Source organism: Serratia inhibens (assembly GCF_003591175.1).
In the GTDB taxonomy this organism is placed as follows: Bacteria; Pseudomonadota; Gammaproteobacteria; order Enterobacterales; family Enterobacteriaceae; genus Serratia; species Serratia inhibens.
The window spans coordinates 205905-223410 of record NZ_QYYG01000002.1; the positions used below are offsets into that span (position 1 = coordinate 205905).

14 protein-coding genes are annotated in these 17506 nt (G+C 54.1%); 7 read left to right on the forward strand and 7 right to left on the reverse strand.

What is annotated here, in order from left to right; translation table 11 throughout:
* Positions 1 to 39: 39 nt before the first annotated feature.
* Entirely contained in the window at positions 40 to 534 is a 495-nt protein-coding gene (locus D4100_RS10005; RefSeq protein ID WP_119804230.1) for a thioredoxin family protein, read from the forward strand.
* A gap of 558 nt (positions 535 to 1092) precedes the next feature.
* On the opposite strand, the gene D4100_RS25680 is transcribed toward D4100_RS10005, so the two are convergent.
* On the reverse strand, positions 1093 to 1257 hold the full coding sequence (locus D4100_RS25680; protein ID WP_158586341.1) for a hypothetical protein: 165 nt from the start codon (positions 1255 to 1257) through the stop codon (positions 1093 to 1095).
* Between the two features lie 180 nt (positions 1258 to 1437).
* On the opposite strand from D4100_RS25680, the gene D4100_RS10015 reads away from it, so the two are divergent.
* Genes D4100_RS10015 through D4100_RS10025 form a run of 3 tightly spaced genes read left to right on the forward strand, consistent with a single transcriptional unit; the run spans position 1438 to position 6060 of the window.
* Entirely contained in the window at positions 1438 to 2703 is a 1266-nt protein-coding gene (locus D4100_RS10015; protein WP_119804231.1) for an MASE1 domain-containing protein, read from the forward strand.
* A gap of 28 nt (positions 2704 to 2731) precedes the next feature.
* On the forward strand, positions 2732 to 3340 hold the full coding sequence (locus D4100_RS10020; protein WP_199685683.1) for a response regulator: 609 nt from the start codon (positions 2732 to 2734) through the stop codon (positions 3338 to 3340).
* A 2-nt stretch (positions 3341 to 3342) separates the two neighbouring features.
* Entirely contained in the window at positions 3343 to 6060 is a 2718-nt protein-coding gene (locus D4100_RS10025) for an ATP-binding protein (RefSeq protein WP_244941656.1), read from the forward strand.
* A 43-nt stretch (positions 6061 to 6103) separates the two neighbouring features.
* Here the strand turns inward: D4100_RS10025 and D4100_RS10030 are convergent, their stop codons facing one another.
* Positions 6104 to 6889 (reverse strand): Lnb N-terminal periplasmic domain-containing protein, encoded by a 786-nt coding sequence (locus D4100_RS10030; protein ID WP_119804234.1) that lies wholly within the window; start codon positions 6887 to 6889, stop codon positions 6104 to 6106.
* Positions 6890 to 6894: 5 nt separating this feature from the next.
* On the reverse strand, positions 6895 to 8295 hold the full coding sequence (locus D4100_RS10035; protein WP_119804235.1) for an HdeD family acid-resistance protein: 1401 nt from the start codon (positions 8293 to 8295) through the stop codon (positions 6895 to 6897).
* Positions 8296 to 8809: 514 nt separating this feature from the next.
* On the opposite strand from D4100_RS10035, the gene D4100_RS10040 reads away from it, so the two are divergent.
* Both D4100_RS10040 and D4100_RS10045 read left to right on the forward strand, forming a co-directional pair.
* Complete coding sequence (locus D4100_RS10040; protein WP_119804236.1) at positions 8810 to 9202, forward strand: hypothetical protein; 393 nt, start codon at positions 8810 to 8812, stop codon at positions 9200 to 9202.
* A gap of 147 nt (positions 9203 to 9349) precedes the next feature.
* Positions 9350 to 12784: an autotransporter outer membrane beta-barrel domain-containing protein gene (locus tag D4100_RS10045; RefSeq protein WP_158586342.1), complete on the forward strand. Its 3435-nt coding sequence runs from the start codon at positions 9350 to 9352 to the stop codon at positions 12782 to 12784.
* Between the two features lie 171 nt (positions 12785 to 12955).
* Here D4100_RS10045 and umuD read toward each other — a convergent pair whose 3' ends face one another.
* Positions 12956 to 13378 carry a translesion error-prone DNA polymerase V autoproteolytic subunit gene (gene umuD / locus D4100_RS10050; protein ID WP_006319227.1) on the reverse strand — a complete coding sequence of 141 codons (423 nt, stop codon included), beginning with the start codon at positions 13376 to 13378 and terminating at the stop codon, positions 12956 to 12958.
* 537 nt (positions 13379 to 13915) lie between these two features.
* On the opposite strand from umuD, the gene D4100_RS10055 reads away from it, so the two are divergent.
* Complete coding sequence (locus tag D4100_RS10055; RefSeq protein WP_006319228.1) at positions 13916 to 14536, forward strand: response regulator transcription factor; 621 nt, start codon at positions 13916 to 13918, stop codon at positions 14534 to 14536.
* Between the two features lie 53 nt (positions 14537 to 14589).
* Here D4100_RS10055 and D4100_RS10060 read toward each other — a convergent pair whose 3' ends face one another.
* The 3 genes from D4100_RS10060 to D4100_RS10070 are packed head-to-tail and all read right to left on the reverse strand — an operon-like array spanning position 14590 to position 17505.
* Positions 14590 to 15411 carry an alpha/beta fold hydrolase gene (locus D4100_RS10060; protein ID WP_119804238.1) on the reverse strand — a complete coding sequence of 274 codons (822 nt, stop codon included), beginning with the start codon at positions 15409 to 15411 and terminating at the stop codon, positions 14590 to 14592.
* Positions 15412 to 15460: 49 nt separating this feature from the next.
* Positions 15461 to 17089, reverse strand: coding sequence for an MFS transporter (locus tag D4100_RS10065; RefSeq protein ID WP_119804239.1), 1629 nt, complete (start codon positions 17087 to 17089; stop codon positions 15461 to 15463).
* The gene (locus tag D4100_RS10070) at positions 17086 to 17505 is read right to left on the reverse strand and encodes a DoxX family protein (RefSeq protein WP_006319231.1); all 420 of its coding nucleotides are present in this window, start codon (positions 17503 to 17505) and stop codon (positions 17086 to 17088) included. Before D4100_RS10070 ends, D4100_RS10065 begins: the two co-directional genes overlap by 4 nt.
* Position 17506 lies beyond the last annotated feature (1 nt).

The window sequence follows — 17506 nt, forward strand, 5'->3', positions numbered from 1 at the left end:
ATGTGAAGCCGAATGCCCGTTACTATCAAAGGAGAACACATGCAAGATTTCAAAACACTGCTTGATGCCGCATCGGATTACAGCGAATTTGTTGCCGGCGGAACAGAAGAAGACAGCAAGGCATTGCGTCATTTTGAGGCGCTTGCCAACGCGGCATTACCTGACGATGTCATCAGTAAGCTGTCCCGGCTTCCGGGTTCGTACAGCATTCTGGTTGCGGCCGAAATGTGGTGCCCCGACTGCCATAAAAACCTGCCGGTTATCCATGCCGTTGCCGCGTCAGCGCCGGCTATTCGTCTGGGCATAGTCACGCGCGATAAGGCTGAAGCCATCTTTAAAGCACACTTTGGTGTCGATAAAGTCAAAATTCCGTTTGCGGTGGTTCTGGATGAGAACGCTACGCCGCTGGGGCAATTTATTGAACGGCCTAAAACAGCTATCGGCAAGAACGGAGAAGTGAGCGAGAGTTACAAAAACGGTGAGCTTTTGGCCGATACCGCCCGTGAAGTGACTTCAATTTTTCCAGAAAAATAAGCGATCGATAAAGTTAAATTAATTAATGCGTCTCAACTTTCAGGTAAAAATCCTGAAAGTTGAGCAATGACTTATGCGCCCTCTAAATGTAAGCAGAACTCCAGGCAAGGATAATCCCGGCAACATATTCCGCATCCTGAGGATGCGTCAGAAGATGATCCGCTTCGGTTACGACCGCTCTGGCCTCAGGCACTTTGCCTGCAATAAAGAGGATTGCCGAACCGCCAAGGCTGTGACCAATCAGCAATGAAGGAGCTTCGTATTCCCGACGAAGATAATCGACCGCGCACAGCAGATAGGGCAGCTAAAGTCATCATTTGTCTGGCAACCTGGCACCCGCGGGTGGCAACATCGTATGCCCGGTGTGGGCGTGCAAAAGTGCAAAGTTTAAATTTTATATTCTGCGGCTTTAAGAAATAGAATCTCTGCAACAAACTTATCTGCCATTCAGGAAAATAATCGCCGCCGCTAATAGGCTGCATACTATTACGCAATTCCTCCCACGACCTGCTGCAATAAACCACGAGCATGTTGATATTGGCCATCAAATTGGCGGTTTTACTGCATGCCATCATTCATGGAAAATAACACCGTACCTTCTTTCATCACAAATACCGGCTCGGCGATACGTGCGCTATGGCCAACAGAACTTAAAGAAAAAAACAGCACCATAGCTGCTGCAAATACCAATACGATGCCACCGAACAATTGAATGTTTTTCATAGCTGACAAACCTCAGTAATTAAGTGATGGAAATTGACGATTCGGCGCAATGCCGTAACCTGGAGTGAAGTATAAAGAAGCGTTGGAACAGCGAATATCTGACTAGTCAGAAAAGCGATTCGTAGCTAAACCTAGAGGAGGTTGTTAACATTTTACGCAAAGACGACAAGGGAGATAAATATGAACGCCGGGCGTATCTCACGTCGTTACGGCTTGTTGCGTTGGCTGATATTTGTCGCGGTTTACTTCTTGCTCGCCACCATCAGTCTCGAAACACGCGATCCCTGGAGCCTGTCCAGCACCATTTGGTTGCCGGCCGGCCTGTTGCTGGGCCTGTTGTGCACCCGCTCCCCGGCACAGTGGCCGATGTGGGCGATCAGCGCAGGCGTACTGCATTTTTCGGTCAGCCTGCTGCACGATCGTCCCTGGGATATTGCACTGGCGTTCGCCCTGCTCGATTTAGCGATCATTTGCCCGCTGGCGTTAATCTGGAATGGGCTGCACCGCTATTCAAACGGTTTGTCGCATCCTGGAGAAACGTTGCTTTTGCTGGCCGGCGTATACCTTGCCAGCGCCGTGGGCGGTCTGTTTAGTGATTTAATTCTTAAAGCTCTCGGCTATCCGACGCGGGTTTCGCATTTCATCAGCTGGGGAATTTCCAATGCTACCGGCTGCCTGGCGATCGCGCCGCTATTTATTATTTATCGTTTGAATCCCGGCCAGTGGCAATGGCCCTCCCGTCAACAAGCCTATATTGCAGCGTGGGTTTTTCCGTTAGTTATAGCCGTTTTTTTTCTGCCTTCCAGTCTGTTAAGCAACGACCTGTTGAATAACGCTTTATTGTATTCCGTGTTGGCGCTATCGCTGTTGCTGTCCGCTTTGTTGTCCCTGTTGCCGCTGGCGCTGTACTTTATTCTGCTCACGCTGCTGGTTAGCCTGGCCACTCTCTACGGCTATGGCCCATTTCGCCCAGCGTTGGCCGGCATGCAGGCGGTCGAAGCTTCACAACTGTACTTGCTGATGATCATCTCACTGGGTTTGTTAGTGGCAACGCGGGAACAACGACATCGCTCCCGGCGCCAACAAACGCAACAACAGCAGTTATTGCTGAACGCGTTGCTGCAAACACGCCACCCAGCCTTTTTTCGCCTGTCGGCGGAAGCTGAACTGTTGGATTGGCAGCCACACGAAGCCGTTTTCGGCATGCCGCCACGTCAGTTAGCCAATCTGACTCTGCTGCTGGCGCATGTTCACCCCGACGATCGCGAGGTGCTGAAAACATTGCTGCGCACCGCAAGCGAATCACGCAATACACCACAACATTGCTCATTACGCCTGCTGCTGCCCGATGCACATTATCATCATGTCGAATGCCGTTTGTTGCACCATCCGCAACAAGGGGTGGCCGGCGTATTGGCACTGGCGAAAGCGGATTCACTATACTGATTGCATTGCCTGCTCCGAGGAGTCATTTGTGCAAAAAACCGTGGTAATAGCCGATGATCACCCCGTATTCCTGATTGGGCTGCGAACCGTGGTGACCACGGCCTTTGGCGATAATTTTACGATCACCGGTGAAGCGCAAACGGTGGATCAACTGTTGGCCTTACTGGCGGAAAAATTGCCGGATGTGCTGCTCACTGATTTCAATATGCCGGGTGAACAGCAGTCCGACGGTCTGCGGCTGATTAGCACGCTACGCCGCAAATACCCGCAGTTGCCGATTGTAGTCATTACCGTGATGACCAACCCCGGGCTGATCAACTCCATTCTGGCTACCGGCGTGTTAGCGGTGATCAATAAGCAGAGCCTGACCACTGAGCTGACCGCTTGTTTGAAAGCGTTACAACAGGGGCGTCGACCGCCGGGCAACGCCGTATCATCGCCCTCCACAGTGGCGATGAGCCCACGCGAGTTGGAGGTCGTGCGCCTGTTGGCCCAGGGCCACAGCGTTAACCATATCGCCGCCATGCTCAGTCGAACCAAACAAACCATCAGCGCACAAAAGAAAAGCGCCATGTTAAAAATCGGCGTCAGCTCCGATGTCGATTTGTTCGCCTATTTGCGCGAAGCCGGGCTGTGAAGATGAGACGGCCTTGGCTGGTGCTGCTCACCCTGCTGCCTGCGTGGGCCTGGGCAACCGGGGACATTCACGTCGGTCTGCTCGACGATCGTCCGCCCTACAGCGATTTTGACGCGAACCATCAACTGCAGGGTGCGGCGACAGATTTGCTGAGCGCCCTTGCGGCTCAAAATGGGTTGCACTTCACCCCACAGGCCGCATCCAGCCACAGTCAATTGGCGCAGATGTTGAATACGCAAAGTATCCAGGTAGCCTTGCCGCCGCCGCAAAGTTCAGCGCCACCGCCGGGAATACTGGTTTCGCATCCGCTGTTGCAACAGCGCTGGGCGCTGGTGGTTCGCCAGGATCGGTTGCCGTTACAGCACGATGCGTCGCTGGATCTGCGTCATCAGCGGGTGCTGATATTACGTCACAGCCCGGCGCAGGCGGGATTACTGGCGGCTTACTCCGGCGTGGAACTCGTTGAGGCGGCGTCATTGCATGAAGCGATCCGGCTGCTGAATGCCGGTGCCGCGCAAGGCATCGTCTGCGATGCCACACAGGCGGCGTTGTTAGCCAGCAATCTTTACCCCGGCAGGCTGAGCGTACGCCCACTGCCGGCGATCGTCAGCAACCAGCCACTGTGGCTGGCACCGGGTCAGGACGCGCTGTTGCAGCGTATTAATCACGCCATCGACGCCCTGCCCGCAGGCGTTGCACAATCGATCAATGAACGCTGGCTGTTGAACTCAACGCTAAGTGCGATGCAACCGAGCGGTACCGCCGGCGATCGTTGGTTCAAACCGCTGACGGCGGTCAGCGCCGCGCTATCGCTGTTCCTGATCGGTTTCCTGTCGACTGAAATTTTCCGCCGCCGCCGTGCCGAACGCGGTTTGCGCGATGCGTTGAAATACTGGCAAACGCTGCTCAACAGTATCCCAACGCCACTGCTGGTGTGTGATCCGCTCGGTAACATCACCCATTGCAATCAGGCCTTGCTAAAGTCACTGACGCTAACGCAGCAGCAAGTGATTGGGCATTCCCTGGAGCAATTTACCGCGCGAAATCCGATTATCCCCGCCATCAGCCAACAAGAGCGCATAGCGGCCATCGGCAATATGCAACCGCAGTTTTCCGACCGTGCAATGGTGATACAGGGAGCGCAACGGGAAATAGCCCAATGGCTGGCGGCTTACAGTGACAGCCGTATGACGCCGCAAGGGCTGCTGCTCGGTTGGTATGACATCAGCGAGCGCAAACGCCTGGAGCGCGATCTCGCCGATGCCTTGCAACAGGCCACCAACGCCAGTCGCGAAAAAAGTCATTTCCTGGCACGCATGAGTCATGAAATTCGCTCACCGATGAACGCTATCCTCGGTATCCTCGAGTTGGAAACCCAGCGCCCTGAAACCGCCGGGACGTCGCTACCGATAGCCTATGCAGCCTCACGCCAGTTGCTGCAAATTGTCGGGGACGTGTTGGATATTTCCAAGATTGAGGCCGGTGAAATGCACTTGCAGGCTCACCCCACAGAGCTGCATCCCTTGCTGACGCAGGCGCTGGATACCTACGCCGCGCTGGCGGCGCAAAAAGCGCTGCGGCTGGACAGCGATATCGAAGCCGTCTGGCAGCATCAGTATCTGCTGGATGGCGCCAAGCTGACGCAAATTCTCAATAATTTGCTCAGCAACGCCATCAAGTATACCGAACGGGGTTTTGTGGCATTGCAGGTCGATGTACAGCCACAGGATCCCCATCACGACAATCTTACGTTCAGTATCAGCGACAGCGGCATCGGTATCGCACCGCCCCTGCAACAGAAGATTTTGCAGCCCTATGCTCAGGTTGATGCCAACGCGCCGGCCAGTACGGGGCTCGGGTTGGCGATTTGTACCCAGCTGGTACAACTGATGGGCAGCGAGTTGCGGATTGACTCTACGCCGCAGCAGGGTTCACGGTTCTCTTTCACGCTAACGCTACCTCGCACCACCGCAAACGATGAGGCGCAAGAGACGCTCACCGCCCCCCTCGTTGAACACTCGCTGCGGGTGCTGGTTGTGGATGATTTGCCCGCAAACCTGACGGTGATGAAACTGCAACTGGAAAAGCTCGGACATCAGGTCACCACCTGTGACAGTGGTCGCCAGGCGCTGCAATGGCTGGAGCAATCCCCCTTCGATTTGGTGCTGACCGATTGTCAGATGCCGATTTTCACCGGTTATCAACTGGCGCAATGGCAAAGAGAGCGAGAACAAGGCTACCGTCGATATCTGCCGATCGTCGGCTGTACCGCCAATGCGTTTAACGATGAGCAATACCGCTGTCTGGCGGCGGGTATGGACGCCGTGCTGATCAAACCGCTGACCCAGCAGGATTTGCGCACCTTAGTGTCGGAGCAACAAGCCATTCGTGTGGACATGCGGGAAATCCAATTGATGGCCGCCGGGCAGCCGCAGGTCATAACTACCTTGATTGACGAATTGCAACGCAGCAGCGACGCTGACCGCCAACGGCTGCTCGCAGCCACCGCACAGCCGGACGTATTCGCCGCGGTGCTGCATCGGCAGAAAGGCAGCTTTGCGCTGGCGGGCTACCAAAGCGGGGTCAATCTTTGCCAACAGTTGGAACAACATCCCCCTGCTTCGGCTGAACCGACGGTGGCTCTGCTGCGTATGAATGCGCTAATTCTGCGTTTTATCGCTTTACTGGAACGACAACGTGATGAGTTAAGGCGAACCTGAAGATGCGAATGAGCAAAAGAAGCTGGCAGAGAGGATTAACCATTCAACTGTCCCTCTCAATACCCTCTCGAATCAAACGCGAAAAATCCTCATTGATCACGGCATTGTCCGGTCTTTTGATGAGGCATCGTTTTTTCAACCGTTCAAAAGACAGGCTATTATCCAATAAGCCAAGCTCATAGATATATTTATCGGCATAGCCGCTGACCAAGACTTTCCAGCTATAGCGAATGTCGGCAGAAACCGCAGTAGCATGATGCAATATATTGCTCGTGCAGTTATTAAATAACGTGTGATAAAACTCGGGTTGGTGGCTCAGTTGATCGATACGTTGCAAATAGCTCAGGAAAAGAGCCTGGGCCGTGTCTGGCGAAATCTGAAGGGGATAAAGATAAACCCGCTCTTTGCGGACATCGGTTCTGACGCCAATCAAGTCCCGTTCATCGGCAAGCACATAGGTCAACATGTAATGTTTAAAAAAGCCGCGCCAGGTCGAATATCGCTGGTCGCGGCTACGCCGCGTTTCTATCGAGACAGCCAAATGGCGACCGTCTTCGAAACCGAAGCTCAAAAACAGATGCGCAATAGCCTTGCCAGACCAATAGGAGGAGACCACATCAACCGTTTTTAACTGGCTGATATCGATATCAGCATCGTACCAATCGGGCACATAATCGTCGCGGGTAGGTTGATATCTGAAATTGCGAATATTGCGCAGTACAATTTTACCCTGCTCTCCCCATTCCACCTGCGGTAGCCTGGCGTATTCCAACACCCAGTCTTGTTCGTTGCTTGCCGCTGGTGAGGTCAACCACGAAAACATGGCCATAATAGCTACTTGCCTTTGTCATTTGAGGGTTCGTGGCTGGCGGTTGGCGCTGTCGTGCCCTGCGCTTTTTCATCGCGCCATTGCTTGCGCAAAGAAAACATTTTCTTTAGGGCACGGCGTATGGTGGCTATCCAGCCGGCCGGCCGGGGATCCGCCAACATGCTTAATGCACGTGCATAGTCGAGCGTCAGCCCTGGCGTCCAGGCCATCGTTTTTGCGCGTTTACGTATTTGTACCGCCACCCATAACTCCGGCGTCGTGAGAATTTTACTCAACACCCACCAGTGGCCACGCTGCCCCCATATCTTGCCCACCACGCCTTCCAATGCCGCTTCAAGGCCCCGCGCCACACTGCTTGAGCAGTTACGATGCGTAAGGTTATAGGTATTGTCTTCCCGATAGATTTCCCAGAAGCGTTTCAAACGTTCGGCATCGTAGTTCCTGATCCGCACCTGCATGGTTGAAGGACACCATTTTTCGGATTCAGTCACATAATCCGGTTGAAATTGCCCTTCGACATTATTATCTGCCGTTGCCCGCAGCAAGCGGGTAAATTGATCGGGCGACCTGTCGATATCGACTGCCGGATACAGGCTGATATAGACGCCCTCCGGAGATTCCAGCGCAGCATGGCCGGTGGAAATCACCCCATTTTTATCCACCGCAGCAATATAACGATCAATGACAGGATGAGGCACTACTGCACTCTTCGAGGATCCCACCGGTGTCCAGACATGTATGGTCAGTGCAGGTTCATCGGCAGCAGGAGGGCCGTCCCATTCAGTGACCAACGGCGCCGTTTCTGCACTGCTGGCTTCCTCGGCGGCCGTATTGCCCAACACCGCGGGGTTGACCTCCAGCTTTTTGACGCGCATCGCCAGCATAACCATATTCCACCCGCCGAATATCAACCCCAGACCTAAACAATAAGGTACGGTGCCGACATAATGGGTCGGATAGGGTTGAAAGAAGAAAATGGCCAACATGACTTCTATTACGCCGCCGGCCACCACAAACTTCCAGTTTTTATAGCGCACAACGCTGGCCGAGGCGATTTGCAATAACCCGTCGGTCAAAAACAGAATGCCAAAAATCATCGATAGAATAAAATGACCATGGTGATGCCCGCTCAAGATCAATAACGCGGCCAGTGAAAATGCCCCTCCTTTTACGTAACGCAAGGTACGTTGCCCGCCGATGCCGGTATGCGCGACCGTCAAGGTTGCCAGGCCCTCGACCAACAGCAGGAAAGCAAAGGGATGCAAGGGGAAATAAATCGCGTTATCCAACGCATCGATGAAGACGATTAAGCCAGCCAACACACCTAACCAACCGGCAATCATCAACCCTCGCCAGCGGTTACGCAAATAATCCACCCCCAGTAAAATCATTACCAACTGCACCATGCCTATCACCTCTACCCATAGTTTTTAATTATAAGATAGCTAGCAACCCACCAGACGAGTCTTGGAGTCCCCCCCTAAACTGCCCTCTTGAGATCCAGAGATAAATGGAAGTTTTTAATTCCATTAAACCTAGCAGATGATTTATGAATGCGCTGTCGCAGGCGTTCACTTCAGATAAAACCGAGGATTGGATTGCATAACCCATTGAAAATTAATTACAAGCGCAATTAAGGATTGAGCATCCATAGGCGACACGCCTTTTTAAAGCGTCCTCAGGTAACACCGGCCTCCAGCCCTGCAACCCAGTCCGGAATACGCTGCCGCCACCCATTTCGCCCTTTAAGCCCTAATGGATTTATCCGAACACTGCCCACCGAGTCGCAAGAAAAACGGGTGCAACCACCACAAAAACAATGCGTTAATCATAATTATCAACAAATTAAAAACCAATAAACTCAATTAATCATCATAATCTATAATCATATTCACCCTGCATTAAGCCAGAGACATTCAGATGAATAAAAGCGCATTAACATTAACCCTGTCATTATTTTTCATGGCGAAAATGGCAATATCCGCTCAAGATTGCGGGTCTTTAAAGAAAGACATCAATACTGACAACATGGGCTTCTACCAAGCGTTGGTGCAAAAATCTCTTACCCAAAAAATAAAGCTAAACACCATAGAAGTCTCTCAGGTTTTGGCCGAAAGCGAATGGCTTGCCATTTCTGCCGCAACAGACATCTCCGATCCTGGCGTACTATTCTTTAAAAACAATGAATTTATCGATGTTTGGGGCGGTGATGCATCGCCAGAAGAAAAAAACCATGTATTAAAATGGACGCGTGGCATTCATGTTCCCGATAAATTAGCGCAATGTTTTTTCGATTCCATTGTTATTCGATGAACACAAGCCTACAACACCACCGCCAAAATAATAAAATCAAGCCAATTTTCATTTTCAGAATGACTGGCTGCATTTCCACAATAAACCTTGAAATAACTTTCCCACTTACCTTTTACTTTCAATCAATTGCAAATATGGGGTATGGATATGATAAAAAAAATCAAACCATTGAGACTCGCGATCAGTTCGCTATTGCTTTTACATCCGGTACCTTATGCTCTGGCGGCACCGGCGCCCATCAACATTCCCCTTGGACATTTAGAGGACCGCCTAACCATTAATGTCGGCGTCAACGGCGGCCCCGCGCAAAAATATATCTTTGATACGGGTTCGGATCAGTTCAACACCGTTCTCGGGCAACAAGATACCTCTCGCTTGCCGAATGTGAATCAGGCATACGAATATCTCTATGGCAACGATGGCTGGGGTGGATATTGGTTACAACGCAAGCAAATAACGGACCTGACCTATTACACCGATGATGCCACCCCGATACCGGTAGCGACTCCCGACAGCAACAATAAAGGCTACGTCATTGGCCAGATTGAACATCTGTTGCTCGACCACCCCCAGCAAACAAATCAAAAACCTTTTAAGGTCATAGGGGACAAAACTTACTATATTGATTTAGCTGCGGAAAAAAACATTACCACCGGAAAACCGACCGAAGAAAAACACTTCTACGGCACCTTTGGCGTAGGGGATTTTCTTTTTACGGATGCAAAAGGCAATCCCAATGGCGGCAGCCCCTTTAGCACCATCACGAAAACCGGTTTTATCGTCGCCGGTAATGACAATGCCAATGAAAATGGAACAACGCTTTCACCGGGTTGCGCGCCTTGTACCATCCTCAATTTGACGCCCAGCCTGCGGGCGCAGTTTGATACCCTGGTCCCCTGGGCACCTAAACGCGAAGAGGGAGATATCACCCATTTCCCCAACTCTGGCGCACCGGCGTCATCGCAACATGAAGGCCGCTTCAAATACGCTTTCACACTCAATATCAATGGCCAGTCGAGCACCGTTGAGCTTCCCGCAGAGGCGCTGAGCGGCGCAATTTTATTCGATACCGGCAATCCCACTCACGCGACGATAGACAGCAAAAAATTCGGCGACATCCTCGAACAGCATGGCGTGAAATTTGACAAGGATGGAGAGAACAACACATCGGTGACCGCCCTGACGCTTCAGCCTGTCGACGCCAATGGACAGAAAGTCGGCAGCGGGATCACTCTGCAGGGAGGCAGCGATGATCGCCTGGTTATCGATCGCGACAGCAGTGATACCGAGACCTGGAACATTACGTTGGGTTTAGGTTTTTTCGCTCAATATTCAGTGATGTATGATTTGCAAAATCAGCTTACGGCGTTTACTCCTTTCGTCGTCAATGCCGATAATTTCTCTACCGATGCCAACGGCAGCGGATTGCACCTTAACCGCGTGACCAGGCAAATGGGAAATCTGATGAGTGCCCCTGCCGGCGATCCCTCGGGTGATCCTAACGGAGGAAAAGGTTATCTGGGGTTGGCGGGCGCCATCTCCGGCGCCGGCGACTTAACGCTGATGCCGGATGTGGTGGTCAACATGACCGGCATGAACACCTATACCGGCGTGACCCGGGTGAATAAAGGCGCGGTGTTATACCTCACCGGCCCCGGCAGCCTCGCCCGCTCCGCATCGCTGGAAAATAACGGTTGGTTTGACATCACCGAACACGGTAATTTCAATCCGCTGTGGGGCGTCCCAGACAGCATGAACAACGTCACCCTCCGCAGCTTAAGCGGCAATGGCGTGGTCACGCTGGGAGACAGAACGCTGGTATTGAGCCAGGCCAAGGATAATTTCTCGGGCCGTATCACGGACGTTGACCTCGGCAATCCTGACGGAACGCACTATAAAGGCGGCCTGACAATAGCGGGCGGTAGCCAAACGCTCAGCGGGAATAATGACTATGCCGGCCAGACGCGGATTGCCAAAGGCGCTGTGTTGCAACTGGCCAACACCGGCACGTTAGCCAGCGATGTCGCGACTGACGGGCTCTTTATCGCCAACGGTAAAGCCGCCGGCGCTACTGTGGTGCGCGACGGTGGGCTGGTAGGCGGCAGTGGGCATATCGGCACGCTGACGGCCAATAAAGGGGGCTCGGTGGCACCCGGCAATTCTATCGGTACCTTGACGATTGATAACGATCTGACACTGGGGAATGGCTCCCGTTATCTGGCTGAAATTGAGGCTGGCTACAGCGATTTGCTGCAGGTCAATGGTCAGGCGACACTGAACGGCGGCGAGATTGCGGTGGTGCCGCAAGCGGGGCAAAACCTGCTGGCTTCGACATCCTCCGCCGGCAATATCCTGGCACAGCGTTATACCCTGCTCACTGCCGCGCAAGGTATTACCGGGCAATTTGGCTCTGCCGACGCCGGGCTGTTTTTAAGCCCCGATCTGGCCTATCAGCCCACTAGCCTCTCATTGGGTTTACAACGTAGCGCCACCCGTTTTGCGGATGTCGCCGTCACGGCCAATCAACGTAACCTCGCGACGGCAATTGAACGCTTACCGGCTGATAACCCCGTGTATCAAAGCTTGTTGATAGCCCCTTCTGCCGAACTGGCGCGTCAAGCCTATCGTCAATTGTCCGGGCAGATACACGCGGATATCGCCTCCGCGCTGGTGAATAACAGCCGTTATGTTCGGGATACGCTTAACGGCCGTTTGCGCCAGACTCAGGGCGCAGCGGACAGCAGCGACATCAAACAAGACGAGGACGGCGCATGGGTCAGTTTGCTGGGCAACTGGGAGCACGCCAGCGGCAATGATAATGCCACGGGTTTCCACGACTCCACCTTTGGGGTATTGCTCGGTGCGGATAATGAACTGGCCGATCGTTGGCGTCTGGGATTGGCCACCGGTTACACCCGCACCTCGTTGCACGGAGACGGCGCATCTGCCGACAGTGATAACTATCATCTGGCCGTCTATGCCGGCAAAACCTATGACAACCTGAATCTGCGCGCAGGTACCGCCTATACCTGGCACCGGATTGAAACCTCCCGGGGTATCGGGTACTACGGCCAGTCCGATAACGCCAAGGCGCGCTATAACGCGGGAACGGGCCAGATCTTCGCGGAGGCGGGTTACCGTCTGGACAATACCTGGTTCAATCTGGAGCCGTTCGCCAACCTGGCGTGGGTAAATTACCGCAGTGATGATATGACGGAAAATGGCGGTGCCGCCGCATTGAAAGCGGACAGCCAGAGCACCAGCGCAACATTATCCACCCTGGGTATGCGCGCGGACAAACGCTGGAGTACCGGTAAAGACAGCGCCGTCACCCTGCGTGGTGAACTGGGTTGGCAGCATCAGTACAACGCTACCGAACGCGAAGTCGGCTTGCGCTTTGCCGGCACTGACGCCACCTTCAATACCGCCACGGTCGCAGCCTCACGCGACGGTATGGTGATGAAGGCGGGGGCAGAAATCAACGTCACAAAATCGGTTGCCGTTTCCCTCAACTACACCGGTTTGTTATCTCAGAACTATCAGGATAACGGTATGAATGCCGGCGTGGTATGGCATTTCTGACGGTTTTTCCCTGAACCGGCAAGGATGCCGGCAGTCACATCCGGGAGGCAGCTCAGCAGCCAAAAAACGCCTCCCGGAGTTAGGCGTTATATGGCTTTGATGCCTGGGTAACCAAAGATGTCCCCCCTACCGCCAATCTTACCCGCGCAACCCCCTGGCGGGTTCACCCCCTCACAGCGCAGCATAGACAATAAAGGTAACCACGCCGAAGATCTCCAGCGCATCTTCGTCACCGAAGACGATCGGCGCATAGGCCGGGTTCATCGGCAACAGCCGCAGATCGGGATGGCGCTGCAGCTTCTTCACCGTGAACTCGCCGTCGATGGCGGCAATGACAATGTTCCCGTGCTCCGCCCGCAGTGAACTGTCGACGATCAGCAGATCGCCATCCTTGATGTTGCCGTCGACCATCGAATCGCCGCTGGCGCGCACAAAGTAAGTGGCATTGGGGTGCCGCACCAGCAGTTTGCCGATATCCAGCCGGGCCTCCACATAATCCTGCGCCGGAGAAGGGAAACCGCAAGCCACGGGATCGGCAAACAGCGGCAGTGCCGGCGTGGTTTTATTTTCTTCGCAAGGGGAAATGAGCAGCATAATGAACAACTCTATTTAACTGTGTTTTTATACAGTAACCCATGAGGTTTATAGCGTTCAAGTGGTTTCCCTGAGGGTTCCGGGAACCGATTGATGCCGCGGGAAATTTAGCGGTTCTGGCTGGCCGACAGCTTATCTGCATTTTCGCTCCAGGTATAAGCAAACACCTTTACGGCAAGAATATGCTATAGCTATAATGACATGATTTTTCACAGGAAATGATCAATTTATTCTCGATTTGCCTATCATTTCAGCTGGTCTGCTGACCGATGAGCAGAGCTTCTGCGCCGGGATGATCGCTCTGTGTTCATCGTCTAAACTACAAGTCTTTATCTTTTACATTGGGGTGTAACCAGCCTGAATGGCCTGCGGGCGCAGAGCAGCCTGATTATCCTCCGTGATGTCTTCATTTTGACATCCGATTCGGGTTAATTAGGGGGGTAGCATGAGAGCATTTGCCGGCCAAAGAACCGGCGGGATGCGTGGGGTTCCCTTGGGTACATGCCCGGTTTCAGGGCGTAATTGCAGAGGCAAACTATGGAACATGTCGTTTATGTCGTCGATGATGACCATTCGGTCAGGCAATCTATTGTCAGGCTGTTAAGCTCTGCCGGCTACAGTGCCGTTGATTTTGACTGCGCAGAGGCCTTTCTTTCACACTCCTTTCCCGCCATTCCCGGCTGTATCATTCTGGATATGCGCATGCCGAGCGGAGACGGTTTCGAGGTAACCGATGCGCTGAAAGCGAGCGGCCGGGAAATGCCGGTAATCTTCCTTACCGGTTACGGCACCATCCCGCTGTCGGTGCAGGCGATGAAAGCCGGGGCGCATGAGTTTTTGACCAAACCCGTCGCTTCCGAGGATCTGCTGAAGGCGGTTCAGGAAGCCCTCAATCTGGCAACGGAGAATTCAGATCAGCTGCGCGAGCATTACGAACTGAAACAGCGACACCTCACGCTGACACCGCGCGAACAGGAAGTGCTGGAGCTGACGATTAAAGGCTTGATGAATAAACAGATTGCCGCAGAACTGGGCGTCAGTGAAATTACGGTCAAGGTACATCGGCGCAGGGTGATGGATAAAATGCAGGTGCGTTCTCTCGCGGATTTGGTGCGTGATGCCGAGCGGTTGAATCTCAGTAAGTCCAAAGCATCCTGACAAATCGGCTCATGTGCAGGCATACAGAGCTCCCTGCACATGAGCCATTTTGCTTAGCGAGCCTGCAAGAACGCCAGGAGGTCGTCGTTTAACCGGTCCTGATGCGTTACGGCAAAGCCGTGAGGCGCATTGTCATACACCTTCAGTTCAGCGCCAGGGATCGTTTCGGCGGCCACTTTACCGGTGACATCAATCGGAACGATTTGATCGTTGCTACCGTGGATCACCAGCGTAGGCACATCAATCTTCAGCATATCGTCACGGAAGTCGGTTTCCGAGAACGCAGTCACGCACTCAATGGTCCCCTTCAATGATGCCAGCAGAGCAATGTTCAGTGTCTGGGTCAATACGCCTTCAGAGATCGTCTGGCCGGCATTGATGCCGTAAAAGGGCACGTTGAAATCGCTGATGAACTGGGCGCGATCTTTACGTAACCCACTGCGGATCCCTTCGAAAACGGACAAGTCCACGCCTTGCGGATGCGTTTCGCTTTTGCCAAACATCGGCGTAACCGCGCCTAACAGCACCAGGCCAGCCACACGCGCGCTGCCGTAGCGGCCGATGTAGCGGGCCACGTCGCCACCGCCCATGGAGAAACCCACCAGCGTGACGTCCTGCAGATCAAGCTGCGTGATCAGTTCATTGATGTCCGATGCGAAAGTGTCGTAGTCATAGCCGGTCCAGGGCTGATCTGAACGGCCAAAACCGCGGCGGTCGAACGCAATGGCACGGTAGCCGCGTTCAGCCAGAAAGTTCAGCTGGCTGTCCCACATATCCGCGTCCAGCGGCCAGCCGTGGCTGAACAGCACCGGCTTCCCCTTTCCCCAGTCTTTGTAGTAAATCTGCGTACCGTCGTTCGTTTTAATCGTGCTCATAACAGACCCCTTGGCAGTGTTTAATAAACTCAGAGACTGACGGACCCGGTTAAACCGGCGCCACCAGGTAACGGATCAGCGGCAGTGTTTCGCCCTGATGAAATGCGCAAATACGGTTTTGTATTTTCTGGTCATTGATGGTGTAACGCTCCTGCTGGCGCAGGTACTCCATCCAGGAACCGACCACAAACGTCTCGACGAAAACGCCGGGCTGAAGAATGTCCTCATACACGGACCAGTTGATGGCACCGCCGCGCCGCCTGACGCGCCGCATGTCCTGCATGCATACCGTGAAGGCGCGCGCATCCTCTGCGGTAACCAAATATTCATAGCTCACCATCACCGGCCCGCGGTCATGACGCACATCCAGCTCTGGCGTGGCGCCATGTTCCGTACTGATGTCCAGGTTCAGGTCGGGATCCTGGTCCAGACGCCAGCGGTAAACCGTGCTGCTGGCCAAAATCATGCCCAACGCGGCCACGCACAGCGAGACAGGAATTCCATAATGCGAGGCCAACTGCCCCCAAATGGCGCTGCCGGCGGTCATGGAGCCAAAGAAGACGGTCAGATACACCGCCAACGCGCGCGCTTTCACCCATTTCGCCGCGCTGCGCTGTGCGCCGAGATTCAGCGTAGACAGCACCGCTATCCAGGAAAAGCCGGTAAAAAATTCAAACGCGTTGAGCAACCAGACGTTACGGACAAACGCCAGCGCCAGCATCGTGACGGCAAACATCAGGCTTGCCAGCACCATCAGCCGATCCGGGTTGAAGGACTTACGCAAGCGAGGCAGCAACACGGCACCGAAGATCGCCCCTACGCCGATAAAGGCCAGCATGATCCCGTAACCGCCCGGGCCAAGCCCAAGTTCACGCCGCGCGACCAGCGGCAGCAAAGCCCAGCCCGCACTGCCGAACGTGAAAAAGGCCACCGTGCGGACCAGCACATTGCGCAAAACCGGTGCGGCATGCACATAGCGAAACCCGGCGCGTACGGCGGAGAAAAAGTGCTCGGGCGGCAGGCGCTGAACGCTCGGTTCCGCCTTCCAGCGGTAGAGCACCCAGGCCACGCCCAGCACCGAGATGGCGTTGAGCAAAAACACCATCCAGGGGCCGGCGAAGGAAAGAATCAGCCCGCCCAATGCCGGGCCGATGGCGCGGCTGATATTGATACCCAATGAATTGAGCGCAATGGCCGGCCCCATCTCATTTTTGCTGACCAAATCAGGCACGATGGCCTGGAACGGCGGCGAACTCATGGCCGCACCGGTGCTCAGCAGGAATGCCGCAACCAGCAACACCCCTGGGGTGACGTGGCCCGTCACCGACAAGAGGGTCAACCCGGCCGCGGCGATAAACACCCAGACCTGCGAAAACAGCAGGTATTTACGGCGATCGACAATATCCGCCATCACCCCGGAAGGCAGCGCAAACAGAAACATCGGCAAGCTGCTGGCCACCTGGACCATGGCGACGGACAGCGGATCGGCACTGAGCGTCAGCATGGTCCAGTTCACCCCAATATCGTTCATCCATGAACCGATATTGGAGACGACGGTGGCTATCCACAGCATGCGGAACACGCGTTGGCGCAGCGGTTGCCACGGCGATGCATTCACCGCCGGCACTTCTTTCAGCGCTTCAGCTGTGACGCTGTGGATATCATTAATCTGCGTCATAACGCCTTCTCCAGCAGCCTGCCTGCGCCGATACGCCATTTACCCGGCCCGGTTATCGCCAGCGTGGTAAAGATGATCAGCAGCAGCCAGCCGAACTGCCCTTCAGCGATGGACCAACCTGGATGCACGAACAGCATCGCCACCAGCAGCACGCCGATAATGGGCAGACAGGCGATACGCGTACCGACCCCCAGAATAATGAACACCGGGCAGACAACTTCCGCCAAAATGGCGGGCAACAGGCTCATGTAAGGCCCGAGGCCAAAAGGATCTTCGATGCGTGTCAGTTCTTCGCTGAAATTAAACACCTTCGGCAAACCGTGCACATGCAGCAAGAGCAGGCTGCCGGTCAGGCGCAGGAAGAACAGCCCCAGATCGATCCGGGGCGCGATGAAAAATGCAGATGACGTTTTCATG

Coding starts and splice junctions, on each gene's coding strand:
- D4100_RS10005 (WP_119804230.1), top strand. CDS start 40: ATGCAAGATTTCAAAACACTGCTTGATGCCGCATCGGATTACAGCGAA.
- D4100_RS25680 (WP_158586341.1), bottom strand. CDS start 1,257: ATGAAAAACATTCAATTGTTCGGTGGCATCGTATTGGTATTTGCAGCA.
- D4100_RS10015 (WP_119804231.1), top strand. CDS start 1,438: ATGAACGCCGGGCGTATCTCACGTCGTTACGGCTTGTTGCGTTGGCTG.
- D4100_RS10025 (WP_244941656.1), top strand. CDS start 3,343: ATGAGACGGCCTTGGCTGGTGCTGCTCACCCTGCTGCCTGCGTGGGCC.
- D4100_RS10030 (WP_119804234.1), bottom strand. CDS start 6,889: ATGGCCATGTTTTCGTGGTTGACCTCACCAGCGGCAAGCAACGAACAA.
- D4100_RS10035 (WP_119804235.1), bottom strand. CDS start 8,295: ATGGTGCAGTTGGTAATGATTTTACTGGGGGTGGATTATTTGCGTAAC.
- D4100_RS10040 (WP_119804236.1), top strand. CDS start 8,810: ATGAATAAAAGCGCATTAACATTAACCCTGTCATTATTTTTCATGGCG.
- D4100_RS10045 (WP_158586342.1), top strand. CDS start 9,350: ATGATAAAAAAAATCAAACCATTGAGACTCGCGATCAGTTCGCTATTG.
- umuD (WP_006319227.1), bottom strand. CDS start 13,378: ATGCTGCTCATTTCCCCTTGCGAAGAAAATAAAACCACGCCGGCACTG.
- D4100_RS10055 (WP_006319228.1), top strand. CDS start 13,916: ATGGAACATGTCGTTTATGTCGTCGATGATGACCATTCGGTCAGGCAA.
- D4100_RS10060 (WP_119804238.1), bottom strand. CDS start 15,411: ATGAGCACGATTAAAACGAACGACGGTACGCAGATTTACTACAAAGAC.
- D4100_RS10065 (WP_119804239.1), bottom strand. CDS start 17,089: ATGACGCAGATTAATGATATCCACAGCGTCACAGCTGAAGCGCTGAAA.
- D4100_RS10070 (WP_006319231.1), bottom strand. CDS start 17,505: ATGAAAACGTCATCTGCATTTTTCATCGCGCCCCGGATCGATCTGGGG.